Annotated in this window: 25 protein-coding genes; 7 read left to right on the top strand and 18 right to left on the bottom strand. The window is 34.0% G+C overall.

Features of this window, described 5'->3' with window-relative positions; all coding sequences use genetic code 11:
* Nucleotide 1: 1 nt before the first annotated feature.
* The 11 genes from rbfA to nadA are packed head-to-tail and all read right to left on the bottom strand — an operon-like array spanning nucleotide 2 to nucleotide 10685.
* The gene (rbfA, locus tag SUDEN_RS03545) at nucleotides 2-352 is read right to left on the bottom strand and encodes a 30S ribosome-binding factor RbfA (RefSeq protein ID WP_011372310.1); all 351 of its coding nucleotides are present in this window, start codon (nucleotides 350-352) and stop codon (nucleotides 2-4) included.
* A complete protein-coding gene (gene infB, locus SUDEN_RS03540) occupies nucleotides 349-2973 on the bottom strand; it encodes a translation initiation factor IF-2 (RefSeq protein WP_011372309.1) in 2625 nt (874 codons plus the stop codon). The genes rbfA and infB overlap by 4 nt, the downstream gene beginning before the upstream one ends.
* Nucleotides 2957-3220 (bottom strand): hypothetical protein, encoded by a 264-nt coding sequence (locus SUDEN_RS11445; protein ID WP_011372308.1) that lies wholly within the window; start codon nucleotides 3218-3220, stop codon nucleotides 2957-2959. Before SUDEN_RS11445 ends, infB begins: the two co-directional genes overlap by 17 nt.
* Nucleotides 3221-3263: 43 nt before the next feature.
* Nucleotides 3264-4145 carry a homoserine kinase gene (gene thrB, locus SUDEN_RS03530; RefSeq protein WP_011372307.1) on the bottom strand — a complete coding sequence of 294 codons (882 nt, stop codon included), beginning with the start codon at nucleotides 4143-4145 and terminating at the stop codon, nucleotides 3264-3266.
* A 7-nt stretch (nucleotides 4146-4152) separates the two neighbouring features.
* On the bottom strand, nucleotides 4153-4614 hold the full coding sequence (locus SUDEN_RS03525; protein ID WP_011372306.1) for a hypothetical protein: 462 nt from the start codon (nucleotides 4612-4614) through the stop codon (nucleotides 4153-4155).
* Nucleotides 4607-5491 (bottom strand): UDP-3-O-acyl-N-acetylglucosamine deacetylase, encoded by an 885-nt coding sequence (lpxC, locus tag SUDEN_RS03520; RefSeq protein WP_011372305.1) that lies wholly within the window; start codon nucleotides 5489-5491, stop codon nucleotides 4607-4609. Before lpxC ends, SUDEN_RS03525 begins: the two co-directional genes overlap by 8 nt.
* A gap of 32 nt (nucleotides 5492-5523) precedes the next feature.
* A complete protein-coding gene (locus tag SUDEN_RS03515; RefSeq protein WP_041672192.1) occupies nucleotides 5524-6894 on the bottom strand; it encodes a M23 family metallopeptidase in 1371 nt (456 codons plus the stop codon).
* Nucleotides 6895-7776, bottom strand: a complete 882-nt coding sequence (locus tag SUDEN_RS03510; RefSeq protein ID WP_011372303.1) for a DHH family phosphoesterase — start codon at nucleotides 7774-7776, stop codon at nucleotides 6895-6897.
* Between the two features lie 37 nt (nucleotides 7777-7813).
* On the bottom strand, nucleotides 7814-8866 hold the full coding sequence (flhB, locus tag SUDEN_RS03505; protein ID WP_011372302.1) for a flagellar biosynthesis protein FlhB: 1053 nt from the start codon (nucleotides 8864-8866) through the stop codon (nucleotides 7814-7816).
* Between the two features lie 8 nt (nucleotides 8867-8874).
* The gene (gene nadC, locus SUDEN_RS03500) at nucleotides 8875-9690 is read right to left on the bottom strand and encodes a carboxylating nicotinate-nucleotide diphosphorylase (protein WP_011372301.1); all 816 of its coding nucleotides are present in this window, start codon (nucleotides 9688-9690) and stop codon (nucleotides 8875-8877) included.
* Complete coding sequence (nadA, locus tag SUDEN_RS03495; RefSeq protein ID WP_011372300.1) at nucleotides 9687-10685, bottom strand: quinolinate synthase NadA; 999 nt, start codon at nucleotides 10683-10685, stop codon at nucleotides 9687-9689. The genes nadC and nadA overlap by 4 nt, the downstream gene beginning before the upstream one ends.
* A gap of 116 nt (nucleotides 10686-10801) precedes the next feature.
* Here nadA and plsY point away from each other — a divergent pair, with 116 nt between their 5' ends.
* The 6 genes from plsY to SUDEN_RS03465 all read left to right on the top strand — a co-directional run bounded on the left by plsY (nucleotide 10802) and on the right by SUDEN_RS03465 (nucleotide 15840).
* A complete protein-coding gene (plsY, locus tag SUDEN_RS03490; protein WP_011372299.1) occupies nucleotides 10802-11416 on the top strand; it encodes a glycerol-3-phosphate 1-O-acyltransferase PlsY in 615 nt (204 codons plus the stop codon).
* Nucleotides 11413-11742: a dihydroneopterin aldolase gene (locus SUDEN_RS03485; protein WP_011372298.1), complete on the top strand. Its 330-nt coding sequence runs from the start codon at nucleotides 11413-11415 to the stop codon at nucleotides 11740-11742. The genes plsY and SUDEN_RS03485 overlap by 4 nt, the downstream gene beginning before the upstream one ends.
* A gap of 102 nt (nucleotides 11743-11844) precedes the next feature.
* Nucleotides 11845-12519, top strand: coding sequence for a homeostatic response regulator transcription factor HsrA (hsrA, locus tag SUDEN_RS03480; protein WP_041672191.1), 675 nt, complete (start codon nucleotides 11845-11847; stop codon nucleotides 12517-12519).
* A gap of 177 nt (nucleotides 12520-12696) precedes the next feature.
* Nucleotides 12697-13995: a sensor histidine kinase gene (locus SUDEN_RS03475; protein WP_011372296.1), complete on the top strand. Its 1299-nt coding sequence runs from the start codon at nucleotides 12697-12699 to the stop codon at nucleotides 13993-13995.
* A 112-nt stretch (nucleotides 13996-14107) separates the two neighbouring features.
* Entirely contained in the window at nucleotides 14108-14362 is a 255-nt protein-coding gene (locus SUDEN_RS03470; protein WP_011372295.1) for a YfhL family 4Fe-4S dicluster ferredoxin, read from the top strand.
* An 8-nt stretch (nucleotides 14363-14370) separates the two neighbouring features.
* Complete coding sequence (locus tag SUDEN_RS03465) at nucleotides 14371-15840, top strand: Ppx/GppA phosphatase family protein (RefSeq protein ID WP_011372294.1); 1470 nt, start codon at nucleotides 14371-14373, stop codon at nucleotides 15838-15840.
* 98 nt (nucleotides 15841-15938) lie between these two features.
* On the opposite strand, the gene bamA is transcribed toward SUDEN_RS03465, so the two are convergent.
* A complete protein-coding gene (gene bamA, locus SUDEN_RS03460) occupies nucleotides 15939-18206 on the bottom strand; it encodes an outer membrane protein assembly factor BamA (protein ID WP_011372293.1) in 2268 nt (755 codons plus the stop codon).
* A 99-nt stretch (nucleotides 18207-18305) separates the two neighbouring features.
* Between bamA and SUDEN_RS03455 the strand changes: the two genes are divergently transcribed.
* A complete protein-coding gene (locus SUDEN_RS03455) occupies nucleotides 18306-19136 on the top strand; it encodes a prephenate dehydrogenase (protein WP_011372292.1) in 831 nt (276 codons plus the stop codon).
* On the opposite strand, the gene SUDEN_RS03450 is transcribed toward SUDEN_RS03455, so the two are convergent.
* From SUDEN_RS03450 to SUDEN_RS03425, 6 genes are read right to left on the bottom strand one after another with little or no spacing between them, the layout of a single operon-like run.
* On the bottom strand, nucleotides 19133-20554 hold the full coding sequence (locus tag SUDEN_RS03450) for a BatD family protein (protein WP_041672190.1): 1422 nt from the start codon (nucleotides 20552-20554) through the stop codon (nucleotides 19133-19135). The genes SUDEN_RS03455 and SUDEN_RS03450 overlap by 4 nt on opposite strands.
* Before the next feature lie 22 nt (nucleotides 20555-20576).
* Nucleotides 20577-22364 (bottom strand): vWA domain-containing protein, encoded by a 1788-nt coding sequence (locus SUDEN_RS03445; protein WP_011372290.1) that lies wholly within the window; start codon nucleotides 22362-22364, stop codon nucleotides 20577-20579.
* Nucleotides 22361-23290 carry a VWA domain-containing protein gene (locus SUDEN_RS03440; RefSeq protein WP_011372289.1) on the bottom strand — a complete coding sequence of 310 codons (930 nt, stop codon included), beginning with the start codon at nucleotides 23288-23290 and terminating at the stop codon, nucleotides 22361-22363. The genes SUDEN_RS03445 and SUDEN_RS03440 overlap by 4 nt, the downstream gene beginning before the upstream one ends.
* Nucleotides 23283-23690 (bottom strand): hypothetical protein, encoded by a 408-nt coding sequence (locus SUDEN_RS03435; protein ID WP_011372288.1) that lies wholly within the window; start codon nucleotides 23688-23690, stop codon nucleotides 23283-23285. Before SUDEN_RS03435 ends, SUDEN_RS03440 begins: the two co-directional genes overlap by 8 nt.
* On the bottom strand, nucleotides 23690-24520 hold the full coding sequence (locus tag SUDEN_RS03430) for a DUF58 domain-containing protein (protein WP_011372287.1): 831 nt from the start codon (nucleotides 24518-24520) through the stop codon (nucleotides 23690-23692). Before SUDEN_RS03430 ends, SUDEN_RS03435 begins: the two co-directional genes overlap by 1 nt.
* 7 nt (nucleotides 24521-24527) lie before the next feature.
* Nucleotides 24528-25475 carry an AAA family ATPase gene (locus SUDEN_RS03425; RefSeq protein ID WP_011372286.1) on the bottom strand — a complete coding sequence of 316 codons (948 nt, stop codon included), beginning with the start codon at nucleotides 25473-25475 and terminating at the stop codon, nucleotides 24528-24530.
* Nucleotides 25476-25623 lie beyond the last annotated feature (148 nt).

The raw sequence follows: 25623 nt of genomic DNA, 5'->3' as shown, positions 1-25623 counted from the left end.
CCTACTCTTTAGCAATTTTTTTAAATAATTCTTCAAGACTTTGAGCTTTCACAAACTGTTCGTCAAACTCAAATGTAAGTGTTGGAGAACGAAACCAGCCCTGATTTTTCATGCAATAAGTTTCAACAATTGGTCTGGCATTTTTTAAAAGCTTAATAAATTCGTTTTTCTCTTGCTCCGTATATGATGAAGGATGAATATAAACCTTCGCATCACTTCTCCCACGTGAACATTTAACATCAATTATATCAAGCTGATGAAGTCTCTCATCATTTAAACTGCCAAGAGCTGCTGGAATAAGCTCTAAAAGCAGAGATTCTGTTCTTTTGAGTTTAATTTGAGCTTCTGTCACAGAGATACTTTTTGTTCAACTTTTTTAAATGTCTCAATCACATCGCCTACGATTACATCATCGTAACCTTTTATCATAACACCACACTCATAACCATTTCCGATTTCATCAACGTCATCTTTGAAACGCTTAAGTGATGTGAGTTCTCCCTCGTGAACAACAACTCCATCGCGAATAACGCGAACCAAGCCTCCACGAATAAGCTTCCCATCAACAACAACACATCCAGCAACCATGCCTTTTGGTGCTTTAAATGTGTTTCTTACTTCTGCTTGACCAGTGTTTATCTCTGAGAATTTAGGAGCCATCATGCCCATTAACATACCTGTCATATCATCTAAGAGTTGATAGATTATAGAGTATGTCTTAATATCAACATTTTTCTGTTTTGCTAAAGCTTTTACACTACCTGTTGGGCGAACATTAAATCCAAGAAGTACACAGTTTTCACTATTTGAAACAAGTTCAACATCATTTTCTGTGATTCCACCCACACCAGAAGAGATAACATTTATCTTAACTTCATCGTTTCTTAACTCATTAAGTGAACTTCTAATCGCCTCTAGTGAACCATGAACATCTGTTTTAAGAACAACTTTAAGAGACTTTAGTCTTCCCTCAGCAATCATACTAGTCATATCTTCTAGAGTAGATTTTGTGCTATGAGAAAGCTCTTTATGTCTGTCATATTCATGACGTTTTAGAGCATACTCTCTTGCCTCTTTATCACTACTCATAGCCATCATAATTTCACCTGAAGATGGAACTTCATTTAGTCCGACAACAACAGCTGTATGGCTTGGTTTTATACTTTTTATCTGTTGCTTATGTTCATTAATAAGTGCTTTTACACGTCCATAAGAGCTACCACAAACCACATAATCACCAACATTTAAAGTTCCATTTTGAACAATTACAGTAGCAACTGGTCCACGTCCTTTTTCTAATGAAGACTCAACAACTGCGGCTTTAGCCATAGCGTTTTCATTAGCTTTAAGCTCTAAAACTTCTGCTGTTAAGAGTATATTTTCAAGTAGTTCATCAATACCCATTCCTGATTTTGCAGAGATTGGAATAAATTCAATATCTCCACCCCAATCAATTGGGTTTAATCCGCGCTCAGCCATTTGAGCTTTTACCATATCTGGGTTTGCTGTTGGCTTATCCATTTTATTTACCGCTACAATAACTGGTACTTTAGACTCTTTTGCCAGTTTTATAACCTCTTCAGTTTGTGGCTTAACACCATCATCAGCAGCAACAACAATAATAATAATATCAGTTACATCCGTTCCTCTTTGACGCATTTGTGAAAATGCAGCGTGACCAGGAGTGTCTAGAAAAGTGATAGCTTTGCCATTTTGCTCAATTGTATAAGCACCAATATGCTGCGTTATTCCACCAGCTTCATCTTGTGTTACTTTTGCTTTTCTTATCGCATCTAATAGAGAAGTTTTACCATGATCTACGTGACCCATTATTGTTATAACAGGAGGTCTCTCTGTAGCATTTTCATCGATTACTTCAGCCAAATCTTCTTCGTAGTTAAAAGCGTCTTTAGGGTCCACTATAGTTACCTCTACGCCAAACTCTTCAGATAATATTTCAATCTCATCACTGCCTAAAAAGTCATTCTTTGTCATCATCAAACCAAGACTAAAGAGCACTTTTATAACATCGCTAATTGGACGGTTTAATTTTTCTGCAAATTCATAAACACGAATATCTTCAGGGATTTCTACATGTGTTACAATTAAATCTTCTGGCTTATCTTTTGCATATTTTTTTCTCTTGTCACGAGAAACATTTCTACCTTTTGGTGCAGATTTTTTATTTGCATTTCTTCCAGCTGGCTTCACTACTTTTGGCTTTCTTGGCTCTTCTGCAATTAGCTCTTGTCTTTGTGTAGAATTTAAGTCAAGGAGAACTATTTGGTCATCCATATCCATAGAGACTTCTGATAAAGAGGCTCCAAAAATATCAATTTTTACACCCTGTTCCTGTTTTTTAGCTCCGCTTGAAGCTTGCTTTGCTTTTTTCTTGTTTGCAAGTTCTTCTAACACTTCAGCGCTAATTTTTCCATATGAGGAGATTGAAGCTTGAGTCTGTTTTACTGAAGAGATAAAATCATCTTGGATTTTTTCCTCTTCTCTTGGTTGCTTTTTCTTAACAATTTTAAGTCCAGATTTTTTAATCTGCATCTTTTTAAGTTCAGATGATTCTATGCTCTCTTCTTCTTTTTTAATCTCTTTAACCTCAGATATAACTTCTTTCTCACTGTTTTTTACATCTATTTCTTTAGCTTTTTCTACTACATGTTGTATTGGAGTTTCACTAGCTTTTTTTGAGAGAGTTGTTTGAGATTTGTTGCTTTCTTGTGTAGGATCTTCTTCTTTAGGGGTATGGCTAGGCGCTTTGGTTTGTACTTTTTGTTCAGCTGTTGGTGATTGTGCCAGCTCACCACTCATTATATAGTTCATTAGGCCTTCTGCCTCTTCCATTGAAACTGAACTATTTGCCGACTTTATTTCAATGCCCATGTCTGAGGCTTTTTTTACTACATCTTTTGAAGTGATTCCTAACTCTTTAGCAATTTCGTGTACTCTAACTTTTTCTGTCATCAGTGATGATCTCCTTTAGTATGTTCGAAAATTTATCTCTATCTGAGCTTTTACACTGTCGCATAAAGGCTTTTAATACTTTTTTTTCATCTTTGAGGCAAATTTTACATATATAAAAACTTCTACCATTTCCTCTAAAAAGACTAAGTTGTGATTCTAAGCACTGAAGTCTGAAAAGATTTATCTGAGTATCTCTTACTCTACAAGATACACACATCCTAAGAGGCTGGTTAAATTTTTTCGCCATTATATCTAAAAGTTCCTTGATTTATTTCAAAGGTGAGCGTAAACTATTTATCAATAATTAGCCCATCATTATCAAAATTAAGAATTTTTACGGCAAATTCTGGAAATTTTAAAGCTAGCTTGCTAGCTATCATTTCAGAATCTTCATCATAAACCATAGAAAAAAATGTTGAACCGCTTCCTGAGAGCGTACTCATTAAAGCTCCACTCTCATAAGCAACTTTTTGGACATTAAAAAGCTCTGGGAGAGTTTTCATTCTTGCTTTTTGATGAAATCTATCTTGAGAAGCAATTTTTAAAATTTCCCAATCTTCATTGAAAAAAGCAGCAACACTCAATGCTGTATGAGATAGGTTATAAACAGCACTCTCTTTTGAGTATGATTTTGGCAAAAGTGTTCTTGCTTTGGCTGTGCTCATCTGTTTGTTTGGTATTACAACAACTGCTTTTATATAATCTGGGAGATGTTTTTTTTGAGAAAAAACCTTATTTTTCTCAACTGTTGCTGCATTAAATCCGCCCATAACAGCTGGTGTAATGTTATCTGGATGCGACTCATATACAAGTGCATGATTTAGTATTCTTCTTTTTGAAACTTTAATTCCTGCTGCTTCATGTGCACTTGCAATTGCACTGACAATTACAGCTGAAGAGCTGCCAAGTCCTCTTGACATTGGTATTTGATTGTAAAAGTTAAATTTAAAATTTTGCTTTTTTTTCGTTAATCTGTTGTAATGCTCATTAAAGATGCTTATAAATAGGTTATTACCTTTTAATTTTGGGTTGTTTTCACCCTCACCTTTTATGCTTACGCTAAAAAATTTCGATGGATGAAATTCAACTACATTTCGCAGATCAACTGCTAAACCTAAAGAATCAAATCCTGGCCCAAGATTTGCACTGGTTGCTGGTACGCTTATTGTCACTTTGTTCCTATCCCACCGCTCCAATTCCATAAAGAGGCGTAGTTGTTGTACTAAACTCACTATAATCAAGTACATCTCTAAGCGTAAATCTTATCTCTGGCACTGTTTCTAGTTTTTGAGTTTTTATTTCTGATGAAATTTTAACGAAATATAGCTTTCCAATCGCTTTGATTGGCTGATTTTCATTAAAATAAAAAGCATCTGTTGCATACAGTGGTATATTCTTTAATATGCTTATAGATTTTAAAAATATATAAGCGATTTTTATAGCCATAAAACTACCTGGTCCATTTGCATAAAAAAGAGATTTAATGCTGTATTTTTTTGATATTTCATCAAAGAGGATAGGCAGTATTTCAGAGCTTTTCTCATCGCTTCTTATTGTTTGGATAAGTTTTGCATCCTCATAAATTCCAATTAAAATTGGAGACGAGAGAGTTATAAAAACAAGCTCAACACTCTTAGGCATACGCTTTTTCTAACTCTTTTGTTTTTTCATCAACAAGTTCAATAACTTCATAATTTTCTGCATCTTTTAAAAGTTCTAGTGTTAATTTATGGTTTAAGTCATGACTTCCAGCCAGCGCTTCATAGTTACCAACAAAATTCATCCCAATCAGTGCCATGTCTCCGATTGCATCTAATATCTTATGTCTTACAAACTCATCATCAAATCTTAGTCCTTCTGGGTTTAGTACTTTCTTATCATCAAGAACTATTGCATTCTCTAGTGAGCCTCCAAGAGCCAACCCTTTTGAACGCAAATACTGCACTTCATGTAAAAAACCAAAGGTTCTAGCACGTGCTATCTCATCTTTATAATTCTGTTTTGTAAAGTTTAAAACGTACTCCTGCTGCTGAATTACTGGATGTGGAAATTTTATTGTAAAACCATATTTTAAATCAGTAGAAGGAGAGAGTTTTACATACTTTTCACCCTCTTGCACAATTATCTCTTTTTTTATTCTCATAATTTTTTTAGGAACATCCAGCTGAACAACTCCTGCTTCATCTAAAAGCATACAAAAACTTGCACTGCTTCCATCCATAACAGGGACTTCATCTGCATTAACTATTATTTTAAGATTATCTATTCCATAAGCATATATCGCAGATAACATATGCTCAATTGTAGAGATAACATATCCATCTTTGCCTATAACTGTCGCCATTTTTGTATCAACAACATTCGCTGGAAGAAGTGGAATTGCTACATCTACATCACTTCTGTAAAAAATTAACCCACTGTTAGACTCTAATGGTTCAAGTCTTAATTTAACCGCAGAGCCTTTGTGTAGTCCTATTCCAACTAACTCAACACTTTTTTTTATAGTTGTTTGATACATTATTTGCTCCTGTAATTAAATCTTTTATGATTTTATATTTTTTTATCAATTATATCTTTTGCGCTCTTAATAATATCAGTAATATTAAGTTTCATCCACTCATCATCCATCCACTCAGCTGGATGAACTTCTATACCTTGAACTAATACTCCAAAGTGAAGATGGTCTCCCATTGCGTATCCGCTTTTGCCTGTATTTGCAATATGAGCGCCATTTCCTACCACATCTCCATTATTTACAACTATACTTGAGCAGTGTCCATAGAGCGTATAAAGCCCAAGTCCATGGCTTATTATTGGCATATTTCCATAAAGTCCGTTATATTCTGAATATACAACTTCTCCGCCATTTTGAGGTCTTATCTCAGCTTGTGCATTGCTTGCTAAATCCAATCCCATGTGATAAGACTCACTTACATCTTTATCATTATATGAGTATATTCTATGATCTCCAAAATGAGCGACAACTGCACCATTTTTAAGAGGATACATGCTATTTATATGGAAGTCTTGAACCATCTTTTGAGGAACTTTTGAGGTTATCTCATGAATTAAACTCTCATTTTTTAATCGCACTGTTTCATTTATGAGTTTAAATTGCTCTATTGAATCAGTTACACCTTGAGTCTCTTCAAACTCCTCTGCTAATTCAGCTATTTTACCTTTTAAGAAACTATCTGAGAGCTTAATATTTGAAACTTTATAGCTTTTTTCTCTTAAATAGAGTGGAATATAAACTTGAGTAGTGTTTTTTGCATAATCTTCAACAACAACAGTTGCTTTAAAATTTGACTCCATTATTGGCCATGCTAGAAGGGCAATATAGTATCCTTCTTTGTAAAATGGTTGTGCTTTAAATTTTTTATCAAAATTCGTCTCTATATAAAAATCTTTTAGATTTTCATCTTCTATTTTAAATATAACGAGTGCGGAGCCGCCTTTGCTGATTTTATATGAGTTTCCAATTATGCTTACAAGCGGTCTTTTTTTATCAATTTTCAGACTATACTCTCTTTGCGTAGAGTTTCCTTGAAAAAAATTCCATTTGCTTGCATCTAGCGCTTCTACAACTATTTTTATCTCTTTGTCTTTCATAGTATAAGCACTTTTTGGTGACTCTATTTTAAGTTCAATAGGACTTTTTGCTTCCATAAACTGTTCATGATATAAGACAGTGTCTTCACTGCTACTCTTTAGTGTAACTTTGTAGGATTTAAGTCCACTAACATCTTGAATGGATAACTTTAATGGATCTTTTAAATTCCAATAACCATCACTATCTAAAGCGATAGCTGGAGCCTCTCTCTCAAAAATTAGAGAGTTGTACATGTAAAATGTACCACCGACTATGATTGATAAAACAAACAACACAACATACAAAGAACTATTTTCTCTTCTTTTCAACTATATTTCCTTTTTTATTAAATTAAGCACAAACTCTTTGGCTACATGTAGCGATACCGTCTTATTAAGTGTAAAATCTAAGCGGTTACTAAGTGATTTAGCATCAAACTTTAGTGCTATTTTTGCACAAATAGGCTCACTCTTACAATGAATTACACATTGGATTTTAAAATCACTCTTCTGCATTATCAAAACAGCAACTTCTACATGTGCTAAAGAGAGTGACTCTTTTAGCACCATCTTAGCATCAAGTTGTGTTGCCCCACTTGCTTGCAAATCTTCATCACTGAGACAAAAAAGAGCAACTGTTGCATCATATTCTAAGAGCATATTTTTAAACATAATAGCCCTTAATCTCACAGCGCCAAGAGTTACACTTTTCATTATATTTTTATTACATAACTTAAAATCTGCGCCACTCTCTATTAACTCTTTAGCAATAGCAAATGTCGTACCAGAGAGCTCCTCATATAAAAAACAATCTGTACTCTCAAGAAGTCCAGCGTATAGCGCTGTCGCCATTTTTTTATTTATCTTTATTCTATTTTCTTTGAAAAAATGGTATAAAATTTCTGTTTTATAGTGAAAGTTTATCAACTCACAATCAATCTCAATATCTAAATTTTCTTTACCTAAAGAGCCAAAACTTATAACAAAATCTGCATTTTTAGGAAATGTGTTTTTTATATCATCCACCCACGGGATAAAAGCAAGCTTGTGACTTATGCTCTGACTTTTAAGTACCCAAGAGACCTTTTTATGCTTTTGAAGCAAAAAAGTGTAAAAAGCACTAGCACTTCCTATCAAATCCGCATCAAAACCCTCATCACAGAGGATAACTATATGAGTTGCACTATCTATTTTTTTTATTATTTCATTCAATTAAAGACTGCTTCGAGTATTTTTATGGGATTATATACTACTTCTTATTCATTTTGTAAATATAAGCTAGAACTTCTGCAACTGCTCCAAAGAGTTCGCTAGGTATTGGCTTATCTAGTTCCACTTCCGCATAAAGGCTTCTTGCTAATGGTGGATTTTGTACTATATGAACACCATTTTCTCTAGCAATTTTTTTAATCTGTTGCGCTATATTATCCATGCCTTTTGCCACAACAATCGGTGCATGTGATTTTTGTTCATCATACTTTATTGCGACTGCATAGTGTGTTGGATTTGTTATAACCACGTCTGCTTCTGGGACTGCTGACATCATTCTTTTTCTTGAAGCTTCCATCTGAATTTGTCTTATTTTTCCTTTTATAAGTGGATCTCCATCCATATTTTTCATCTCATCTTTAATCTCTTGCTTGCTCATCTTAAGCCCATCGAAGTACTGTTTTCTAACAATTACAATATCAATAACCGCAAAAATAAAAATAATTAATAACATAACAAAAGCAATGATTATCGCCTTGTCTCTAAGCCAAATCATCTGATCAGTAAATCCAAAAAGGGCAACTGTGGGAAGTTCCATGATAAATAAAAAGAAAAAAACAAATCCAATGCCCAAAGTTGTAAAAGATTTAAAAGTTATCTTGATTCCATCTATCAATTTTTTCATGGAGAAGAGATTTTTCATCCCCTTGATTGGATCTAGTTTTTTAAGATCAGGAGTGATTGATTTTGTAGTAAATAAAAATCCAAACTGAGAAATAGCCGCTATGACACCTGCAATTGCAACTGCAATAGAGAGAGGCATAATGATAAGAAATATCTCTTTAATAGTTACTATTGCGATATCTAGCATTAGTGCTCTATCAATTGTCATGCCAATGAGAGAAAAGTAGTATTTAAATATTGAGAGTATATGCGAAAGCATATATGGAAAGAGCATCAAAAAAGCCAATATTGCCACAAAGAGCGTCATAACACCAGAAGCATCTTGTGATTTTGGAACATTCCCCTCTTTTCGGGCATCCTCTATCTTTTTGGAGGTGGGTTCTTCCGTTTTTTCTGCATCATCCGCCATAAATTAACTTAATCTACTTTCATGGATAAATCTATCCAGTTTGCTTGATGAATTAATGAGCCGCTGCTTATCGCATCAACTCCAACTTTAGCATAGTTCTCTATAGTTTGAAGTGAGATATTTCCACTTGCTTCAAGAAGTACATGTGAAAAATTTGCATCTCTATATTTTACAATCTCTTGAACTTGAGAGGGTGTCATATTATCGCACATAACTATATCAGCACCCGCTTTAAACGCCTCTTTTGCAATCTCTAGTGTTTCAGCTTCTACCTCTATTTTTGCAGTAAATGGAATCTTTTGTCTAGCTTTTTGTATGTAACTTTTCAAATCTTTTATTGTTTTTAAATGAGTATCTTTTATCATTAAAGAGTCATCTAAGCCCATTCTATGATTTACCGCACCACCACATCTTGTTGCGTATTTTTCAAAAACTCTAAGCATAGGTCTTGTTTTTCTTGTATCTAAGAGTTTTACGCCGTATGGCTCGATAATGTCTGCATATTTTTTAGTAAGTGTTGCTATAGAGCTTGCATGAAGAAGCATATTTAGAAATGTTCTCTCAACTCTAAGAAGTACATGTGATGTTGCACTTAATGTGGCTAAAACATCTCCTTTTACAAAACTCTCTGAATCATTTTTATTCCAAACTACTCTAAAATTCTCTAACTTTGCCAAAACATTACAATATGTAACTCCTGCCATAACACCATCACTTTTTGCAACTATTTTAGCGGAGGCTTCTACACTCGGCTCAACAAGTGCGTACAAATCACCTCGTCCAACATCTTGTGCTAATGTCTCTTTTACAAAATCTTCTATCATAATGCCATCATTCTATCTAATGCAATTTTTGCCCATTTTTGAGTGTTTTCATCGATATGAATCTCATTTAAAGGTGCGCCATCATCAATAGATTTTAAAACATCGTAAACATCTCTTAGTGTTGTCTCATTCATAGTTGGACACTCAGGCTTTGTGGATGAGAGAACGTAAGTATTTTTTGAACGCAAACGGTTCACTAGGTTAAACTCTGTTCCAACTGCTACTTTTTGGTTCTCATCTAAATCTTTTATATATTTTATAAGTTGGGAAGTAGAACCAACGAAATCTGCTGCATTACAAATTGCTGGGTCACACTCTGGGTGAACAGCTATTAAGATTCCTGGATATTTTTTACGATAAAACTTAATATCATCAACCGAAAATAGCTGATGAACTGAGCAAAAACCGTTAAAACAGATTATATCTGCATCTGCTACATTACTTCCATCTCCAATAACACAAGATTTTAATCCCATCTGGTTTGCAATATTTTGCCCCAAACATCTATCTGGAACAAATAGTATCTTTTTGCCCTCCATTAGGGCAGTTGTAATAATTTTTTTTGCATTTGAGCTAGTGCAAACCATACCGCCCATCTCACCTACTTTTGCTTTTACATCAGCATTTGAGTTGATATATGTAATTGGTAAGATGTTTTCATTTTGGATTCCAGCTTCATTGAGCGCCTTTATTGAAGCATCAAACTGCATCCCATCAATCATAGTAGCCATAGCGCAACAAGCTGCTTTTGGCATAACTACTCTCTTGTTTGGAGATAAAACCTTAACACTCTGCCCCATAAATCCGACACCGCAAAAGACTACAAACTCTGAATTATCAGCCATTGTCTTTTGCGCAAGCTCAAGAGAATCCCCTGTAATGTCACCCATCTCAAAAACTTCATCTCTTTGATAAAAGTGAGCAACGACCGTTACGCTTAATTTCTTTTTATATTCGTTAATTTTTTCTTTTAACTGTTGTGTTGTTAATTCCAAAATAATTCCTTATTTTTGTATTGCGCCATTATAGCAAAAAAGAGTATTACAGATATTTTATATCTCTATAATCATATCTAAAGTACAATTACTCAAATTTTTTCTTAAGGTTTTTAATGGATTTTTTATTCAACACAAATGCTCAGTTTTTTATAGCAGCCTATCTCATAGGTGCTATTCCATTTGGTCTTCTTTTAGCTAAAAAGTATGCGGGTGTAGATGTAAAATCAAGCGGCTCTGGAAGCATTGGAGCAACAAATGTTTTAAGAGTTGTAAAACAGAGCAACCCAGCATTGGCAAAAAAATTAGGAGCAGCAACTCTTCTACTTGATGCGCTCAAAGGTGTTTTAGTTTTACTATTTGCATATTTTTATGGAGTAAGTGAAGCAACACTTTGGGGCATCTCTGTTTTAGCAGTCTTGGGTCATTGCTACTCTCCTTATCTAGGTTTTGAAGGCGGAAAAGGCGTTGCAACAGGCATGGGTGTTATGATGTTTATGCTTCCGCTAGAGACAATTATAGCTCTTGTTGTTTGGGCGTTAGGTGCTAAATTTATCCGCATCTCTTCACTATCTTCACTCACAGCTCTTGGCGCACTAATAGTAGCTAGTTTCATACTCCACCCAGACATGGCTCATGCTCCAGTAATTATCATCGGTTTTGTACTTTTATATAAACATATACCAAATATCATTCGCCTATTCAAGGGTGAAGAAAAACGAGTTGTATGACAATACATGTAGAAAATCTAAAGTTTAAATGTATCATTGGAATTTTGGATTTTGAGAGAGTGACTCCTCAAGAGGTTATTATAAATCTTAATATTGATTATGAGCATATTAAACACTTTATAGATTATGCAAAAGTTGTTGATTTTATCAAAGAAATTATGATAAAAAATGAATTTTTTCTTATAGAAGATGCTTTAAAAGAGATAAATTTAAAGTTAAATAAAAAATTCAACGGCATTAAAAGCATAAATTTAAAAATAACAAAACCATCAATTTTACCCGAGTGTATGGTAAGTGTAAGTGATTTTGTTATTTTTGAATCTTAATTCTAAGTTAAAGATTTATTAAAAATAATTGAAATTATCTTTAAGTTAACCTAAAATTATGATATGATTTCGCCAAAATATTCACTCATAGGACATAAATTTATGCGCATTCTTATAATAGAAGATGAAGTTACATTAAATAAAATGCTAGCAGAGGGGCTAAAAGAGTTTGGCTACCAAAGTGACGTTGTAGAGACTCTAAAAGATGGAGAGTACTATCTTGACATTCGTAATTATGATTTAGTTCTAATGGATTGGATGCTTCCAGATGGAAATAGTATTGATATCATAGGAGACATTAAAACAAAAACTCCAAAAACTGTTGTTGTTGTTTTATCGGCTAGAGACGATAATGAGAGCGAAATTGAAGCACTAAAAAGCGGCGCTGATGACTATATCAGAAAACCATTTGATTTTGATGTTTTAGTTGCACGTCTTGAAGCACGTCTTCGTTTTGGTGGTAGCAATATAATTGAAATTCAAGATTTAATAATCAACCCTGAAGAAGAAAAAATCACTTATAAAGAAGTTGAAATAGAGTTAAAAGGAAAACCTTTTGAAGTTTTAACTCACCTAGCTCGTCACCGTGATCAAATAGTTTCAAAAGAACAACTACTTGACGCTATCTGGGAAGAGCCAGAACTTGTTACTCCAAACGTAATTGAAGTTGCAATCAATCAAATCAGACAAAAAATGGACAAACCTTTAGGGATTACAACAATTGAGACTGTTCGTCGTCGTGGTTACCGTTTCTGTTTTCCAAAAGAGATAAACTAAACTTCTACTAAAGAGTAAAAAAGAGCTTCTCCTTTTTACTCTTCATCTTTTAATCACTTTTATTTTCCAATGCTATCTATAAAGAGTAGAGCTATTATATAAGCAGTAAGATTTAAGTTCTTATTTTAAAGTATTGGTTACAATTATGGACTTTTTTCCTTAAATATAGGTGGATACATGTTCTCTCAAAGAAGCATTAGACAAAGTTTTTTAATACAACTTATCATTGCTTCTGCTTCTTTGATTATTATTTTTTCATCTCTATTATACTTTTATATTGAAAAATCAATTATAGATGAAAAACATGAAGAGCTTTCGGTTTATGCTAAAAATGCCTCTAGTAATGAGTCTATTTATGGCTCAGATGTACCTACTGCAGAGGAGTATTTAGGTCTTAATATTGAGATTATGTACCTAAATACTCAACATTTAACTCTTGATTTTTACGAAACTACAAAAAATAAAAAATCTTTTTTGACACTTATCCACCCTTTTAATTTTGATGATCTTAGCTATCTTAAAATAACAAAAGATATAACTCAAACGCGAACTCTTTTAAATAAAATTTTTAACTATCTTTTAGTTATCAATGTTGCTGGATTTTTACTTGTTATTATATATGCAATAGGTTTATCCAAAATGCTGGTTTCTCCTGTAAAAACTCTTAGTAACAAACTCTCCAACATGAATGAGCATCTTATGCGTCCTATTATTGTTGAGGAGTTACCAGAGGAGTTTGAGCCACTTGGAGCCACCATAAACCATCTTATTTTAAGAATTCAAAACTTTGTAAAATACCAAAAAGAGCTCTTCATCGGAACAGCACATGAGCTAAAAACACCTCTTGCTGTAATAAAGCTAAAAAACCAAGTAACTCTTATCAAAAAACGAACTCCTGAAGAGTATATTGAGGCTCTAAAAGTCACAAACAAAACAGTAGATGAGATGAATATAATCGTCTCAAATATCTTAAACATAGGTCGTCAAGAGGGCATGCAACTGGAGAAACCTCAAGAGGTTGATGTAATTGCTATTTTGAAGCAAAAAGCTGATGATTTTAACCTTCTTGCAGCAAATGAGGGCAAAACTCTTGAGATGAATTTCCAACCGAACGGTTTTATGGCGATTTTACAGGTTGGACTTTTAAATCAGATAGTACAAAACTTTCTTCAAAATGCTCTTAAATTTACCCAAAAAAATAAAAAAGTTTTGCTACAAAGTTCTTTAAATAGCTATGGTCTTCTTATTGAAGTTATTGATGAAGGGTGCGGTATAGATGAGAGTTCTGATTTGTATGCCCCTTTTAAAAGAGAGGGAAATAAACCAGGCGTTGGGCTTGGACTATTTTTAGCTAAGAGCGGCGCTGATGCGCTAGGTGCAAAAATAAATATAAAAAATAGAACTGATGGGGTTAGCGGAACAGTTGCCTCATTAAATCTTAACTCCAAACTATCATGTATTCTACCAAGCAAATAGACAAATAACTCTGTTTAAAAAACAATAAAGCTATATTTAGCTATAAATCGTGCAGATTAAAATATATACTAAATAATATATTTAAATTGGATAACAACTATGAGGTATTTTAATGGCTTTAATAATAAATGATGAGTGTATTGCATGCGATGCATGCCGTGAAGAGTGCCCTACTATCGCTATTGAAGAGGGCGACCCGATCTACTTTATAGATCCAGATCGCTGTACTGAATGTGTTGGCGTTTATGATGAACCAGCATGTATATCTGTCTGTCCTGTTGATTGTATTATTCCAGATAAAGACAATGTTGAATCAATTGCTGAACTTCAATTTAAATATAAGCATCTACAAGAAGAGGAGCTTTAAGCTTCTTTATGGCGAAACGTGTAGCAGTCATAGATATAGGTTCTAATTCGCTTAGAATGGTTATCTATGAAAAAACCTCTCGCTTTGCTTTTCATATCCTTTATGAAGCAAAAAGCAGAGTAAGAATATCCCAAAATGCATATCAAAACGGTGGAAATCTTCAAGAAATTCCAATGCAGAGAGCTTTTGATGCACTAAGTAATTTTATCCCAATAATTGCATCTTTTAAAGCAAGAAAAACTCTTTGTGTTGCAACCTCTGCACTTAGAGATGCACCCAATAAAAAAGAGTTTTTAAATAGAGTCAAAAATTGCCTTGGATTAAACATCAAAGTAATTGATGGGCAAAGAGAAGCCTACCTTGGAGCCATTGCCTGTGCAAATCTTCTTCCAGAGCAACAAAGCGCCCTTAGTATAGATATTGGCGGGGGCTCAACAGAGTTCGCTCTAATAAGTAAAAAAAATATTTTAAAAAGCGTATCACTAAACCTTGGAACAGTGCGTCTAAAAGAGCTTTTCTTTGATTTTAATAATATAGATGGTGCAAAAGAGTATATCGATAAAGAGTTAGCACTCTTAGACGAAATGGACGCTTCAACTATAATTGGGATAGGTGGAACATTTAGAGCAATCTCTTCTGCCATACTGACAAATAGCAACTATCCAATGGATAAACTACATGCATACAAACCATCTTATGATGATTTTGAAGAGTTTTTAGAAAAAATATTATCTAGTGATGATGAAAATTTAAAAAAACTAGGCATTAAAAGTTCAAGATTTGATGTTATCAAATCTGGTGCACTTATCCTTCTTAGAGTTTTTAAGAAATTTAATATAAAAGAGCTCTTAACTAGTGGCGTAGGTGTCAGAGAAGGGGTTTTTTTAGCAGACTTGCTTAGAACATCAAATGATAGATTTCCACTTAACTACAACACTTCAGTTCGCTATATTCTTGATGCTTATATTGAAAATATTTCATACGCAAATCAGATAAGCAGAGTTTCAAAAGAGTTATTTGACTTAGTTGCTGATAGATTAAATATGGATAAAAAATATCGCCATGAGTTATCTATCGCTTCAAAATTATGTATGAGCGGAAATTCTATTCACTTCTATTCTTCTAATAAGCATAGTTATGAACTTATACAAGATGCGCTAGAATTTGGATTTACTCATGAGCAGATTGCTCTTATTGCGACACTTGCAAGATTTTCAAAAAGAAAACTACCATCTGCTTCACATGTGGATAAATTTAGTTCCCTTCTTCCTCATAACGAGCAATTAAATGCGTTGAGCTATATTCTTTCTTTGAGTGTTGCACTGCTTTCTCATATGCCAAGAAACATTGATTTTAAACTAACACTTAGAGATGATACGATTGAGGTTGAATCAAAAAATTCTCTCTATCTAGCAAGAGAGTGTGTAGAGAAGTTAGAACCATTAAAAAACAGCCCTCTTATGGTGAAATTTCTATAAGTATTTTCTTTTAGTTGGTATCTGTGAGGTTTGCAGAGAGAAATATCTCTCTTGCTTTATGAGCAGCAAAGCGCAAAAAAAGCGCTCTGTATTATATTTTAAAATCTTTGTCCCATAGTAAATTCAAATACTGAAGTTTTGTCTCCATCTTTGCTTCCTAAAGGTTTTGAGAACATCAACTGAATCGGTCCAACTGGAGAGAACCACTCAAGTCCAGCACCAAAACCGCCTCTTGAGAGGTTTTCAACTAAATATGTATTATTACTCTTCTCACTCGTTCCGATATAGCCCCAGTCAAGATAAGTAACTAAACGCATCTTTGCTTTTGGAACAAGAGGAAAGCTCAACTCAAAGCTGTTTGTAGCACTATACTCTCCTCCGTATCTTCTTATACCATCAGATGCAGTGGCATCCTTTTTTGTTGTTGGAGATAAAGAGTAGGATTCATATCCTCTAACGCTTCCTATTCCACCCAAGTAAAACTTCTCTGCAATTGGTAAAAAGCCCATATCTTTAACATAGCTTATCTTAGCTTTATATCTTGAGATTAAATCAAATCCAACATACTCTTCAAGCCCTTTATAAGCACCAAAAGTTGTTCTTGTTTTCATAAATTTTGCTTCACCACCAATACCTGCATTCTCAACACTTTGTGAGAGCATAACACCTTTTCTTGGAAGATAAAAATCATCAGTATCATCATACTTTACACTTGCCACTACAGAGCTTTTTGTATAGTCTTGAAACATGTAATCATTAATATAAGTTAAGTTTGCATCCTCTTCTATATCATACTTATTTTTAGAGTAGTTATAGCCCAAATGTCCGCTTATATACCTTGTAAATCTATATCCCAAACCAGCACTTAATCCATCAGACATAATAGTATAATCTTGATATTCAAAACTAGATGTATAGATTGAGAAATTTCCGCTAAAATCACTATCATTTAATCTTTGGTTAGAGATAGAAAAAGAGTAATTAGATGAGAGTGACGAGCGTTCCGCTTTTACTCCCACATCAATTCCTGATCCCCAAACATTTCTATCATCAACAGCAACGCTGACTAAAAGTCCGCCATAACTTCCATATCCACCACCTAATTGAATATTTCCAGTAGGAGCTTCTTTTACTTTAACAACCAAATCCATAGTTGAGTTGTCAACTCTCTTCTCTTCTATTGTATTTCCATCAAAGAAACCTAATCGTCCAAGTGCATTTCTGGAATCAGAGAGGTCGGTAAGAGAGTACATATCGCCAGGCCCTAGATACAACTCTCTTCTTATGATTCTATCTAATGTTCTGCTGTTTCCTGAGATAACTACATTTCTTATCTTTACCTTGTCTCCTGGAGAAACTTTAAATACAACTTCTACTTCTCTTTTGTCTTTGTCTTTTTTAAGATCTGGTACAACCTGAACAAATGCGTAGCTAAGGTCAGCTATAAGTGTTTTAATTTTTTGTGAATCGTTGCGGAAAGTCTCTATATTAAATACATCACCAACTTTTAAATTTAACAGCTCTTTTATCTTAGCATTATCTATAACTTCTTTATCTTGTTCAATTGTAATTGCACTGATTGAGTAAACTTCACCCTCTTTTATCTGATAGCTCATATCTGCTTTATAATTATCAAAGTTTACTCTTACAAATGGCTCCTTGATTTCAGCATCCAAATAACCATGTTGCATATAAAAATCACGAATTCGCAGTGGGTCGTAAGCTAAATCAGCAACTTTCATCTTCCCATCATTTCTACCCCAAAACCAACCCATAAACTCTCTCTCTTTGTTAGCAATCATGCTATCAAAATCATCACTATCTACTCCAATTACTCCACTGTAGAGTAACTCTTCTATAATAATCTCTTCACCCTCATTTACTAAAAAGGTGACTTTGTAGCTTCCGTTATCTAAAAGCTCTTTGGAAATCTCCACAACGCTGTCAATTTTCGCCTCTTGATTGATTGCTTCAATAATTCTTTTCTTTGCAGCTTCTATCTTCTTCTCATCATAAAGAGCACCTGTTTTAATCTGAATTACACTATCTATAATCTCAGCATCATTCTCTTTCCACCCTTTTAACTCAATCTTTGAGATAAGAGGTTTCTCTTTAAAGTGAAATGTCAACACTCCATCTTTATCTACATCAACCCAAATATCTTCAAAATATCCCTGTTTATGATATGCCTTTATTGATTCATCAATTTTTTCATCACTTACGTTATCGCCTACTTCAAACTTTAACATCCTAAGTGCCACTGATTCTGATATTTGAACCATACCGTTATATTTGATTGATTTGATTGTTTGTGCGAAAGAGTTTATCGCTAAGAGGGTTAGAACTATTGCTAAGAATATTCTCATTGATTTTCCAAATTGTAAAATAAGAGAAGATTCTACCTTTTATGAGGTTAATGTTAAGTAAATTTTGTATAATTTGGCAAATAAAAAAGAAGAAAACAGATGAATATAGCAATTGTAGGGTTAGGGCTTATGGGTGGATCACTCGCTAAGAGCCTCAAAAATATAGATTTTATAGAAAATATTGTAGGAAGTGATCACAATATAAATCATCAAAAAGAGGCGTTAGAGCTTGGTCTTGTTGATAAGATTGTAGAGTTTGATGAAGTTAAAAATTATGATGTTATCTTCTTAGCAATACCAGTTGATGGCGTAATTTCGGCATTTGAGAATCTCTTAGATGTGAGAGAGAGTACAACAATCATAGATTTGGGAAGTACAAAAGCAAAGATTATAGACTCAATTTCTAGCAAAATCAGAAAGAACTTTGTAGCAGCACATCCGATGACTGGAACAGAAAATTTTGGTCCACGTGCTGCAATTGATAACTTATACAATGGGCAAGTTGTAGTTTTATGTGACATTGAAAATAGTGGAGAACTTCAAGCGAATATTGCAAAAAAAATATTTAAAGCCCTTAACATGAAGTTACATTCAATGTCAGCGCATCAGCATGATCGCCATGCGGCTTTTATTTCTCATATGCCTCATGCTATCTCATACTCTCTTGCAAATACTGTAATGAATCAAGAAAATAAGCGCAATATCTTAGCTCTAGCTGCTGGTGGATTTCGCTCAATGAGCCGCCTTGCTAAAAGTTCTGCAAATATGTGGGAAGATATTTTTAGACAAAACAAAACAAATCTGCTCGAAGCAATCGAGCTTTTTGAAAAGGAGTTAAGCATCTTAAAAGAGCATATAAAAAATGATGAGTGGGATGAAGTTCACAAAAACATAGAGGCTGGCAACAGACTCCATGATATTTTAGACTAATCTATCTTTAGCCTTTTAAGGAGCTCTCTTAGAGCTTTTTTATCTATCTCTATGCTTTTGTTTTTGTAGATATTTTGCTCCAATTTATCTATAATTCTCCTTGCCTCTTCATCATCTTTATGTTGCAGGAGCTTTGCTAAAACCACTCTTGGCTCTTTTATGGAGCTTTTTTTTGCTCTTTTAAAACTTATTAACGGCTTGAGCAACATAAGCATTGCACCTAAGAGTGCTCCTGCTATCAAAGCTATAAAAATAGAAATTTTGTCATAACCATCATTTATAGAAACGTCACTGTTTTTAATGATTTGCTCATCATCAGTTTTTACAATTAACTCCTTTTGTGGCTTCGCATTTTTTACTCTTACATGTACCTCTTTTGTAGATATACTTTTTATCTCTTTTGTGTTTATATCAAAATATTTAATCTCAAATGGCGGGATTGTAAAATCATTCTGTGCTACGAAAGTAATTTTTTGAGAGAGCTTAGACTCTCCTATCTCTGCTTTTTCTTCAAAAACACCAACGGAATCTATATATGGTTTAAAACTTTTAATATCTTCAAAGTTTCCATCTCCACTTATCTCAATGAGCGCATTTAAAGCTTCATTTGCATTTATTTCATCTTTTTCAAGCAAAAGATTTATTGTAAAATCTCCAACTAAAGTAACTCCCATTGGGAGTGGTTTTACACTAACGGATAACTCATTTGAGAAATAGCTCTTCCATCTGATGGTTGGCATAAATCCGCCCCAAGCATCTATTTTATTATCTCTTAAAGCAATCTCCATCTTGGCTCTTGAAATTTTCAAATCCCCAACTCTTTGAGGAAGTAGAGTATAAATCATAGTTGTAGTTATGTAATTTTCATCTTGTGTCTTTTGCGCTTGTGATTCACTTCTTACCCAAAAACCATTAAACTCTGGCGGTGTAAACTTACTATCGAGTGCGTTTGCACCATTTTTTTGCTTAAATGTTAAGGTTAACTCAAATGTCTCTCCAACATAAAGTTCTTCTTTATTTGTGCTCAAAGAGAGCATAAAATTTGCATCTTTACTCTGTCTTGGAGCTTTTACCTCTATATCAATCGCTTGTGAAAACTCTACTTTGCCATCTATCTCTATTTGAAGAGGCTCTATTTGGCAGCTCTTTTGAGGCATAAACTTATAGTTTAGTGTGTAGTTTTTGCTAACAACTCCATTTATAATCTGCATATTTGTTTGTGAAGATGTAGATATTACATCGCTGTTGCAAATGCTTGTAATATCTCTCTTTTGTATCTTATCTCCAGAAATATCGAGCGAAAAGGTAACTACCTCTCCAAGTTCAACGCTTTTTGTATCTACTCTTGAAGAGAGTGAGCCAAAGAGCGGATGTATTGTTATTAAAAATAGCAGTATGATTTTTGTAATAGTTTTCAAATTTTCTTCCTTAAAATAACTTCTACCAAGGCTTTTCATCCTTAGATAATTTTTTCTCATCATCACTTAATTTATAGAGATAACTGCTTGAGTTTTGCTTGAGCTGGTTTATCCATTTCTGCTCTTCTGCCTCACTCATCTGAGACTCTTTTTTATCACTTACATGTGAGTCTTTATCTTTTAAATCATCTTTACTCTCGCCTTTTTGAGACTCTTTTGCTTCTTGCTCTTTGGCTTTTTTATCATTCTCTTCTTGCTCTTTATCGCTCTGCTCTTTAGAATCTTTTTTCTCTTCTTTGCTTTGATCTTTATCTTGATTTTTCTCTTTACTACTCTCTTTTTGTTTATCCTCTTTTTCCTCTTGTTTATCTTTCTCTTCTCTGTTTTTATCTTTATTCTGTTGATTCTCTTGCTCTTTTTTCTGCTCTTGCTCTTTTAAAAACTTCTCAACTTCACTTAGATTTTCTCTTGTCTCTTTGTCATCTTCTATCTTTAGTGACTCTTTGTAGGAGTCTATTGCTTTTTGCAAATCGCCATCTTTTGCATAAGCATTTCCAAGATTTGAGAGTTTTTTTGCTCTTTGTGATTCATCATCAAAAGTAGCTTTGTTATAAGCTTCGATTGCCTCTTTATACTTCTGTTGTTTATAATAAGCATTAGCGCTGTTGTAGTAACTCTGAGGGCTTTTACTCTTTTGTGCATACTCATCATAAAGTTTTGCGGACTCCTCATAGTTAGCACCATTATAAGCTTCTTTTGCCTTTTTTAAATCCATAAAGTCAAAAATACCTGCTTGTGCATCTTGATGCAAAGAGAGAGCCAAAAGAAGAAAAACGCTTACATGTAAGCTATTTTTTCTACCAAAAGAGCTCATTGCTATAAGAAGCAAAAGGAGTGCAAGAGAGAGCGGATAATAAAAGAGAGGTTCGCTCTTTTGTATCTCTTGGCTCTTTAACTCTTTTTTCTCACCTACTCGCTCTATCTCCTTTATCACTCTTTTTATATCTTCTAAAGAGGTTGTTGATTCTATATAAACTCCACCCGTTTTTGTAGCAAGAGAGGCTATGTTTTCGTTTAATTTTGAGATGATTATCTCATCATTGTATTTTATAAAAGTTCCATCTTCTCTCTTTATTGGTGCGCCCTGTTTTGTTGCTATGCCTAAGATAAAAATTGTGATGCCACTCTTTTTTGCTAAAGCTATCTCCTCTGAGAAATCACTCTTATCTCCGCCGTCACTTAGTATTAGCAACACTTTTTTTTTCTCATCTTTTTGTATCTTTTCAACCGCTCCAATTACCGATAAAAAATCACTTCCCTGTTCTGTTATGGAGGTAGTGTCAAGCTGCTCTAGCAAAAAAGAGACAGAGTGTTTATCAAAACTAAGAGGAGAGACTAGGTAGGAATCTTTTGCAAAAGCAACTACTCCAACTCTCTCATCTTTGGCCTCTTTTAAAAATGCCAAAGCTTTTCTTTTTGCAGATTCTAAGCGCTTTGGATATACATCCTCAGCTAACATAGAATCTGAGATATCTAAAGCTATCATAATATCAGCACTTTTTGCTTTTATCAGAGTCTTAGCCTCTTTTATAACTGGTTGTGCTAAAGCTATAATTATCAAAAATCCTATAAGAAAAAAAAGAGCATTTCTAGCCTTTGGCGTCAAAGTGTTTGAATGCACTCTAAGTCTATCCATAACCTCTTGGCTAAAAAACTGCTCAGAAACCTCTTTTTGAGTAAGTAAAAGTGCAAATAGTATAAAGAGCGGAGGTAACATGTAGTACAAAAACTCTGGATGCAAAAAGCTCATGCGTATCCCTTCTTGTTTCTTATATATACATACAACATTAGAGCAATAAGCGCCACAAATAGCGGAAACTGATAATAATAGTTTATGTTTGAATAGCTCTCTCTTTTTATCTTTGACTTCTCAAGGGAATCAATTTTTTTATAGACTTCTTGAAGTTCTGCGGCACTTGAAGCTCCAAATGCAACTCCGCCACTCTCATTTGCAATTTTCAAAAGTGCCTCTGTATTATATTCATGAGGCATTCCAATCCCAATAGGATAGACTTTTATCCCCTCTTTTTTTATCATATCTAGAGCGATATCAAGAGTAATGGTATCGACTTGCGGGGTGCTGTAACCATCTGTGAGTAAAATCGCTATTTTTGTTTTTGATTTACTCTGCTTTAGAAGATTTGCACCTTGAGCTAAAGATGTATTTAGCGCTGTATATTTTCCAGCCATCCCAATTTGTAGCTGTGAGAGGATTTTATTTAAAATATTTACATCATAAGTTAGTGGAGAAGCAATAAAAGAGTATGCTCCAAAAACAACCAAACCCATATTGTCATTTTTTCTTTGTGAGATAAAATCACTAACTATCTCTTTTACGACATCAAATCTGCTTAAGTGTTGATTTTGCACATCAAAACCTTGCGCTTTCATAGACTCCGAAGCATCTAAAATCAGAGCTATCTCATACCCATCTTTTGGCTCTAACTCGTAAGGTTCATCTTTTATAGGCGACATGAGAGCTACAATCATCATAAAAATTCCAAGCCATTTCAAAAAAAGAAGTCTCTTTGAAGATGAAACTGTGCCCTTTAAAAACTGTGCTACATGAGGAAAATAGATAGAAGTAAGCCTTAATTTACAAAAAAAGGCACATACTATAAAGATAAAAAAAATAATAAAAACTTGAGGAAATTCAAAATAAATTCCATCAAACATCAATCATACCTCTGTATAGTTCAATATAGCCTTTAGTCTCATCATCAAATGCGCTAACCTCTTTTTTGTACTTATAAACTTCAAGTCTCTTAGTTAGATTTAGATACATCTCATAATGGCGTGGGCTGTCATCTTTAAAGGTTGCCCCATAAAAAGTTAAAGCGTAAGCAGCTTTTTTAGCATCACTCATATCAAGACTACCAAGCGCTTTGTAGTTCTCTTTGCGTAGATTAAATTTGTCTTTTTTCCCAAACCACATGTAGAAAAAATATGCAACTACAAGAAGCACAAGAAGCGCAAATGCAGAGGCTCCCAAGAGATAATAAAGTGAATACTCTTCTACATCAACAATATTTTTTATATCATGCAGTGGTATATCAAAACTTTGGTGTGCTTCCATTATCTTCCCTCAAAAAGTCTGCGTAACTCTACACTTGGAATTGAGTGAGTATATATTTTTCTAAACCTAATGCCATCTTTTCTTAAAACCTCAAATAGTTTATGGTCATGTTCGCTTACTTTTTTTGCGTAAGCTTCAACACTTTTATGGCTAAAATCACCCTCAAGCATAGTAGCGCTCTGTGGATCTAAGAGAGAAGCAAAACCCATAGGAGGAGGTTTTTCTTCCAAGGTGTCTCTAACTATTACAGATAAAACCTCATGTTTTTTAGCCAATAATCTAAAATCTGGTATCTCAAAATAATCCCCTACTATAATAATAAGAGACCTTTTTTTCAATCTTTTATAGAGCGTATCTGCTATAAATTTGAAATCTACTTTTTCATTTATCGCATTAAAATTTAAAATATCATCAGTACTTTTGTGAATTTGATGTAGTTTTTTACTCGGTTTTGTGTAAGAGTGCATCTTGTCTGTAAAGATATATGAGCTTAGAATATCTCCATTTTTTATAGTTGAAAAGCCCAAAACAGCTGAAATCTCTGCAATACTCTCTTGCTTGAATTTTTTGGAACCAAAATGTACACTTCCATTTAGAACATTCACCACCACTACATGTAACTCTCTCTCTTGCCTAAATATCTTAATATAGGGAGTCTGCATCTTTGCTGTGATATTCCAATCAATGAAGCGAATATCATCTCCAGCCATATACTCTCTAAGCTCTATAAAATCGTAACCCTCGCCTTGAAAAATAGATGGGTTGTTTCCAACCATTTCACTAAAGACTTGACGTTTGGCACGAACTAAGATTTTTTGTAATTTGCTCATGATTAACTTATGGAATTGCTACAGTTTGGAGCACTTTTTGGATAATCTCATCCGTTGTAATGCCCTCTGCTTCTGCCTCATAACTCAAAACTATGCGATGACGCATAAGCTCTTTTGCAATATAAGCCACATCAACAGGAGTTACAAAATCTTTGCCTCTTAAAAATGCCATCGCTTTTACAGCTTTAAACATATCAATACTTACACGAGGAGAGGCCCCAAACTGTATGTAAGAAGCTATCTCATCAAGACCATACTCTTTTGGATTTCTTGTAGCATTTACAAGCTCTATCATATACTCCTCAACCTCAGCATCAATGTGAATGTTTTTAACAACTTCTCTTAGCGCTTCTAAATCCTCATGAGTCACAACACTCTTAATCTCTTCAAATTTTCCGCTAGAGACTCTTCTTGCAATCTCTAGCTCCTCTTCTTTAGTGTTATAACTGACTACTAGTTTTAACATAAATCTATCTAATTGTGCTTCTGGGAGCTGGTAAACGCCCTCTTGCTCAAGTGGATTTTGTGTAGCCATAACAAAAAATGGAGAGTCTAGTTTAAAAGTTGTATCGCCGATGGTTACTTGTCTCTCTTGCATAACTTCTAAAAGAGCAGATTGTACTTTTGCGGGAGAGCGATTAATCTCATCGGCTAGGAGAAGATTTGTAAAAATCGGACCTTTTTTAATCTTAAAGCTGTTGCTTTGTGGATCATAAATCTCAGCACCCAAAATATCTGAAGGAAGCAGGTCTGGAGTAAATTGTGCACGTTTAAAATTGACACCCAAACTCTTTGAGAGTGCATTTACAGTTGTTGTCTTTGCAAGTCCAGGGACACCCTCTATGAGGATATGACCTTCACATAACAGAGCGATAAGAAGAGAATCAATCATCTTCTCCTGCCCAACAACTACCTTAGAAACCTCTTTTTTAATAGACTCAATCTTTGAAATCATAAGTTATTTATCCTATTTAATATTTTCTCTCACGCATCCAGAAATACATGTAGCTTTAGCGAGTTGTAGGGAAATCTATCCCTGCCATTTTATTGGCTTTGTTCACAAAACATTTATAAAGAAGTATAACAAATTGCAGTTAATAATA

The organism is Sulfurimonas denitrificans DSM 1251, assembly GCF_000012965.1.
GTDB lineage: Bacteria > Campylobacterota > Campylobacteria > Campylobacterales > Sulfurimonadaceae > Sulfurimonas > Sulfurimonas denitrificans.
Note: the sequence above shows the minus strand (reverse complement) of the source record. Positions and strands in the feature narration are given on the sequence as shown.

Bases quoted from the DNA above. Each gene is read 5' to 3' on its own strand.
- SUDEN_RS03525 (WP_011372306.1), bottom strand. From the start codon at position 4,614: ATGCCTAAGAGTGTTGAGCTTGTTTTTATAACTCTCTCGTCTCCAATT.
- SUDEN_RS03430 (WP_011372287.1), bottom strand. From the start codon at position 24,520: ATGAGCAAATTACAAAAAATCTTAGTTCGTGCCAAACGTCAAGTCTTT.
- SUDEN_RS03435 (WP_011372288.1), bottom strand. From the start codon at position 23,690: ATGGAAGCACACCAAAGTTTTGATATACCACTGCATGATATAAAAAAT.
- SUDEN_RS03475 (WP_011372296.1), top strand. From the start codon at position 12,697: ATGTTCTCTCAAAGAAGCATTAGACAAAGTTTTTTAATACAACTTATC.
- hsrA (WP_041672191.1), top strand. From the start codon at position 11,845: ATGCGCATTCTTATAATAGAAGATGAAGTTACATTAAATAAAATGCTA.
- plsY (WP_011372299.1), top strand. From the start codon at position 10,802: ATGGATTTTTTATTCAACACAAATGCTCAGTTTTTTATAGCAGCCTAT.
- flhB (WP_011372302.1), bottom strand. From the start codon at position 8,866: ATGGCGGATGATGCAGAAAAAACGGAAGAACCCACCTCCAAAAAGATA.
- SUDEN_RS03455 (WP_011372292.1), top strand. From the start codon at position 18,306: ATGAATATAGCAATTGTAGGGTTAGGGCTTATGGGTGGATCACTCGCT.
- nadC (WP_011372301.1), bottom strand. From the start codon at position 9,690: ATGATAGAAGATTTTGTAAAAGAGACATTAGCACAAGATGTTGGACGA.
- SUDEN_RS03470 (WP_011372295.1), top strand. From the start codon at position 14,108: ATGGCTTTAATAATAAATGATGAGTGTATTGCATGCGATGCATGCCGT.
- SUDEN_RS03440 (WP_011372289.1), bottom strand. From the start codon at position 23,290: ATGTTTGATGGAATTTATTTTGAATTTCCTCAAGTTTTTATTATTTTT.
- bamA (WP_011372293.1), bottom strand. From the start codon at position 18,206: ATGAGAATATTCTTAGCAATAGTTCTAACCCTCTTAGCGATAAACTCT.
- SUDEN_RS11445 (WP_011372308.1), bottom strand. From the start codon at position 3,220: ATGGCGAAAAAATTTAACCAGCCTCTTAGGATGTGTGTATCTTGTAGA.
- lpxC (WP_011372305.1), bottom strand. From the start codon at position 5,491: ATGTATCAAACAACTATAAAAAAAAGTGTTGAGTTAGTTGGAATAGGA.
- infB (WP_011372309.1), bottom strand. From the start codon at position 2,973: ATGACAGAAAAAGTTAGAGTACACGAAATTGCTAAAGAGTTAGGAATC.
- SUDEN_RS03465 (WP_011372294.1), top strand. From the start codon at position 14,371: ATGGCGAAACGTGTAGCAGTCATAGATATAGGTTCTAATTCGCTTAGA.
- SUDEN_RS03445 (WP_011372290.1), bottom strand. From the start codon at position 22,364: ATGAGCTTTTTGCATCCAGAGTTTTTGTACTACATGTTACCTCCGCTC.
- SUDEN_RS03485 (WP_011372298.1), top strand. From the start codon at position 11,413: ATGACAATACATGTAGAAAATCTAAAGTTTAAATGTATCATTGGAATT.
- SUDEN_RS03425 (WP_011372286.1), bottom strand. From the start codon at position 25,475: ATGATTTCAAAGATTGAGTCTATTAAAAAAGAGGTTTCTAAGGTAGTT.